The sequence below is a fragment of the Betaproteobacteria bacterium genome (assembly GCA_016791345.1).
Classification (GTDB): Bacteria; Pseudomonadota; Gammaproteobacteria; order Burkholderiales; family JAEUMW01; genus JAEUMW01.
In genome coordinates this window covers 1-5,430 of the sequence record JAEUMW010000185.1, presented here as the reverse complement: position 1 = coordinate 5,430, position 5,430 = coordinate 1, and the positions used below count along the sequence as shown (strand labels likewise).

4 protein-coding genes are annotated in these 5,430 nt (G+C 65.8%); all 4 read left to right on the top strand.

Annotation, left to right across the window (positions count from 1 at the left end):
• The coding region (locus JNK68_07130) for a tetratricopeptide repeat protein (GenBank protein MBL8540129.1) at positions 1 to 1,119 on the top strand (1,119 nt) is incomplete at its 5' end.
• Positions 1,120 to 1,143: 24 nt separating this feature from the next.
• Entirely contained in the window at positions 1,144 to 2,418 is a 1,275-nt protein-coding gene (locus JNK68_07125; GenBank protein ID MBL8540128.1) for a hypothetical protein, read from the top strand.
• Positions 2,415 to 4,466 (top strand): caspase family protein, encoded by a 2,052-nt coding sequence (locus JNK68_07120; GenBank protein ID MBL8540127.1) that lies wholly within the window; start codon positions 2,415 to 2,417, stop codon positions 4,464 to 4,466. The genes JNK68_07125 and JNK68_07120 overlap by 4 nt, the downstream gene beginning before the upstream one ends.
• Before the next feature lie 217 nt (positions 4,467 to 4,683).
• On the top strand, positions 4,684 to 5,430 hold a 747-nt coding region (locus JNK68_07115; protein MBL8540126.1), incomplete at its 3' end, for a DUF393 domain-containing protein.

Here is a 5,430-nt window from a genome sequence, read left to right as displayed (position 1 = left end):
CAGGCGGGCGAAGCGTTTCGCGCGCTGCGGCGGGGTATCGCGCGCAGCCGCGGGTTTTCACTTTTTGTCTGCACGTGTGACGCACCAGCCAGCCGCGACCAGTTCATAGCCAACCTCTCAGCGTCGATGCCGGCCGTCACTTTGCACCGCGTCGCGCTGTCCGACGCCGACGACGATGTGCTCGATGCAGTCGTCAAGGCATTGGCGGATGGCCCGCCCGGGCCTGTGATGGTGGTCGGGGTCGAAGGCGCTCTTGCAGATGATGCGCACGCGCAGCGCCTGCTGGGCGCCCTGAATCTTCGCCGTGCGGAGTGGCCGTTGCACGTCCCTGAAGCCGTCGTCTTCTGGTTGCCACGCAGGTTCCTGGGTACCCTCACCACGGGCGCGCCCGACTTCTTCGATTGGCGCAGCGATACCATTGCCTTTCCCGAACTCACCACCGTCGAGATCCGTCCCCTGGCGCGCCGAGATTGGGAGTTCGGTGTCGACCCTCGATTGTCCGCCCAGGAGCGGGCGGAACGGTTGCGCGAGTTGCGCGCGCGTATTGCCGCGTCCTCGGGGTCGCAGGACGAGTATGTCCTCAAGCACTGCTTGGCATGGTGGGACGAGGTCGCCGAACTGGAGCTGGTGCAGGGTCATGTCGACGAGGCGCTGCGCATCCGCACCGAAGAACAGCTCCCGGTCTACGAGCGCCTGGGCGACGTGCGCGAGAAGGCGGTGACGATGGGAAAAATCGCCGACATCCTGCACGATCGCGGGCAGCTCGACGAGGCGCTGCGCATCCGCACCGAAGAACAGCTCCCGGTCTACGAGCGCCTGGGCGATCAAGAGGGGATCGCCAACGTGCTCTGGAAGATTGCGAGAGTCGAGCTCGGCGCGCAGCAATACCAGGAAGCCTACGAGCACCTGGCGCGCTCCTACGACATCCTCCTCAAGCTCGGCCGGCTGGACGGCATCTGCATGGTGGGACTCGATCTCGGTCAACTGCTATGCGCCGCCGGCCAGCGCGACCAAGGTCTGGTCATCCTGCGCCGTTCCGAAGAAGGGTTTCGGAAGCTGCAGTGGAATGAGCAAGCCGAACGGACCGCCGAGCTGATTCGAACCTTCGAGGCGAGCTAATCGAGATTTGTCGGGGAGAAGCCGGTGCCAATTCTTTACATCCACGGCGTCAACACCCGCTCGCGGGACGGGTTTTTCGCGCTCAAGCCATACCTGCAGCGCTACGTGGCGCCAGCGATCTCCGGTGATCCCAGCACGGTAATGATCGACGACGTGTACTGGGGCGATGTGGCGGCCTGGTTCGCCTGGGACGGCGCATCACGACCGAGCAGCCGGCTGCTCGGGCAGGGCGCGGCAGGCGCATTGCCCGATGCCCTGGAAAGTGCCCTGACGGCGCACGCGCATGGCGAGGTTCTGAAGCGCTTGCCGCAGTCTTCGCCTGCCGGCCCCGCGACCGGTGGACTGATTGCAGGCGGCTCACGAACCGGACCAGCCGCACGGCTGCGGCTGAGGGATCTACCCCCGGATCAGTTGAGCGACCTTCTCGCCGCACTCTTCACGAAGACCATCGAGGATCCGGCGCAGCGTGCGCAACTGGCGATCGCTGCCGACGAGGTGGCCCTTGATCCACTCATTCGCGCTGAGCTGGCGCGCGCGGCAACGGCGGAGGGAGAGCTGCGCGCCCTACTCGACCACGTCCGCCGCCGTGTCGAGCCTCCCGGGGGACTCCTCGGCCAGGGTGTGCCCGACTGGTTGGCGCCGCTCACCGACCGCCTGGGGGAAACGCTGGAACGGGCTAAAGATCTGCCCGCCTATTCGGTGTCGATGGTGGCGGCCGAGTTGCGGCCCTGGCTAAACGAGTTCCTCAGCATATTCATCGGTGATGTCTTCGCCTATCTGGCCAAACGGGGCCAAGCAAGCGCGCCGGGCGAGATCCCGCAGCGCTTCCTCAACAAGTTTCGTATCGCGCAGGAGAACAAGGAGCGGCGCGGCGGCGAGCCGCTGGTGGTGCTGAGTCACAGCATGGGCGGCCAGATCGTCTACGACGCCGTGTCGCACTTCCTGCCGGGCGATGCGCAGTACCGGGACCAGCGCATCGACTTCTGGTGCGCGACCGCGAGCCAGGTCGGCATGTTCGAGGAGATGAAGCTGTTCCTCGCGGACGATCCGGCGTACCGGTCGGGCAATCCGGTGCCGTTTCCCCACGCAAACCTCGGAGTGTGGTGGAACGTATGGGATCACAACGATTTCCTGAGCTTCACCGGGGCCGACATATTCAACGGCGTGGCCGACGAGCCCTACGACAGCGGGATGGCGCTCACGAGCGCTCACAGCGGCTACCTGCAGCGCCCGAGCTTCTACCGCAGATTTGCCGAGAAGCTGAACGCCGCTGCCACCCAGGGCTGGAGGACGCCATGAAGCTGCAACCGGCCGCCGGCGAGCCCGGCCTGTGGGTAAACCCGAATTGGCAGGAAGGCCAGCCCGGCGCTTTCGCCGTCGTCATCGGGGTGAGCCGCTACGAGCATCTGGAGGGTGGTGCCTCCCCGGCGCAGGAAGCCTACGGCCTCGGCCAGCTCGCCGTGTCGGCGCTGACTGCGTTCGAGGTGTTCCGCTGGCTCGACGGGACATTCCGCGTCGCGGGCTGTCCGCTCGCCCGCTGCTGGCTGCTGCTATCGCCCACGGCGCAGGAGGTTACCCACGATCCGACCGTGCAGACACATTGCGCGGAACCGACATTCGACAACTGCAAGAAGGCATTGAAGTTCTGGCACTACCACATGAATCGCCTGCCGGCTGCCGCCGCCGAGCATTCGCGCGCCTTGTTCTTCTTCAGCGGTCACGGACTCGAAGTGCATCAGGAGCACCAAGTGCTGCTGCCGAGCGACTACCTCGCCCCGCCGTCGCCGAGCCTGGACGACGCGATCAGCACTGACAACCTCAAAAAGGGGCTCGCCTCGCTCGCGGTGCGCCACCACTTCTTCTTTCTGGACGCGTGCCGCAACGACCACCAGGCGCTGCGGGCCAAGAACCTCAGGGGCGCGACCATCCTGACCGAAGACGAATCGGCGTTGACCAATGCCGAGCGCGTCGCACCGCAACTCTATGCCACCGCCTCCGGACAGCAGGCCTACCAGCAGCCCGAGCCCGGGAAGGGTCTGTCGCTGTTCGGCCGCGCCCTGCTCGACGGCCTTGCCGGTGCCCCTGACCTGGAACTGGACTGCGCCGGACCGCTTTGTGCCGTGAACCTCTACCCGCTGCACGGATACGTGAAACGCCGCGTCATCGAGTTGATCGAGGCAGCGAAGGCCCAGGTGCGCCAACCGGTAAAACTGAGCGGCATCGTCGATAACGAGGCGATCACCTTCGTCGATCGACCGCACATGCTCGGGACTCCGCCCACTACTCCGCCACCCGTGCGCGGAATCGGACCGAAAGGTGTGCGCGAAGCGTCACCCGTGGCCGAGCACTCGCGCGCGCTCCACGAGCGTGCTCTGACAGTCACCCGCTCGCTCGATGCGCCAATGGGCGAACGGGTGTGGACACAAGACTATCAGATCGCGCACGACCTCTTCGGCAGCGAGAACGTAACGGCGTTCTGGACCACTCGGCTGCGGGTCTTTCGTCTCGGGCGTCGGGATTGGCTCGACGCAAACGCGGTGCGTTTGTACTCGGTGGAACGGGACGAGGAGACACGGACTTATCGCGTGGACGTGGAATTTGTGGAGAACGCGCAAGACAACGTTGGCCACTGGCTGCAGACTTCTGACGGCGCGGGGACTCTCCATGCCTGCGTCTTGTCTACCGACAAGCATGCGCCGCCGATCTTCTCGATCGAGTTCGACGTTTCCTTCGATGACGGCAGCGGCCGACGGTTGAGCCGCTTGGACGCCTATCTGTCGCTGCGGAACACGGGCCTGCTTGGGGCCGCGGCGGAGATGTGGAGCCGCTACCGCACGGCCGACGTAGGCGAGGCCGTGAGTGCGTTCGAACTAACGACGCTGGAGCAGATGGTCCGCGAAAAGCTCGATTCCCCGCTGGCGGCCACCGTGGCCGGCATCATCCTGTTGCGCGCCAACCGGCTGGATCGGCTTTACGACTGGCTGCGCAACCTTGCGAACTGGTTCCCCGAGCGACCGGACGGGTCGGCCCTATGGGCCGAGCAGTTGATGCGCCGGCCTGCCGAAAGGAAGCAGGCGATTTCGGAGGCCGCGGACTACCTGGCCGATCTCACTACGCGAGGACTCCCGCATACCGCAGAGGGACTGAGCTACGCGGTACGCCTCGCCGACGTGCTCGTGCGTCTGGAGCAGAAAGTCCCACAGCGCGAGAAGCTGGAAGCATTGGCGCAGCGCATTCAGAACGCATTGCCTTTCTTCCGGCCCGGCGGCCTCTTCGCTGCATACGGCGGCTTTCCCGCCGATACCGATCCGGAGGAGCTCATTGGCCCACATCGCACGGGTGACTAGCGGGAAGCGTATGTTCATCCCCTCCAGTCCCTGAAACGTGGGGGTGGTCCGCCGGGTAGTGCGCCGGCAGTAGGGTGCAGCGATCCGCCACCCCTCTGCACCGCGAAGATGGTTGTGCTGACAGTGCTGGGACTGGCAAAGGACCGCGCGCTGCTGGTTTGTGCTCTCGGCATCGCAAGCGCCATCATCATGAGCACGATCCCGTCGCCGACACGCGATGACCGCCCCCGCCCTCGACGCCGACGCAAAGCCCGTCCTCATCTACGACGGAGACTGCGGCTTCTGCGCGTACTGGGCGCGCTACTGGCAGCGGCTCACCGGCGATCGCGTGCGCTATCGACCGTACCAGGAGGTAGCGGGCGACTATTCGGAAATCTCGGTTGAGGACTTCCAGCGCGCGGTTCAATACGTGGCGGCTGATGGGCACCGGGCGAGCGGCGCCGAAGCGGCGTTCCTCACGCTGACACACACCCGCGGTGGCGGGATCTGGCTTGCGCTCTATCGCAGACTGCCGGGATTCGCGGCGGCGAGTGAAGCTGCCTACCGCTTCATCGCACGCCATCGTCCGCTCGCCTTCCGCCTGAGCCGGCTCGCGTGGGGTTCGGAGCGTGAGCCCGCCCGCTACGAGGTAACTGCGGGCCTCTTTCTGCGCGCGCTCGGCCTCGTTTACCTCGGTGCGTTCGTGTCACTGGCGGTGCAGATCAGCGGACTGGTGGGCAGTCACGGCATCCTGCCGGCCGCACCGTACCTGCGAGAGCTCACGAGAACGCTCGGCAACGCTGCCTGGCTCAGCCATCCTTCGCTTTTCTGGCTCGACGCGAGCGACACCGCGTTGATCGGTGCCTGCTGGGCGGGCGCCGGCGTGTCGCTTCTGGTCGTCGCGAACCGCTTCAGCGGTCCCGCGCTGCTCACCCTCTTCGCGCTCTACCTGTCGCTGTACCACGTCGGACAGGTCTTCCTGCAA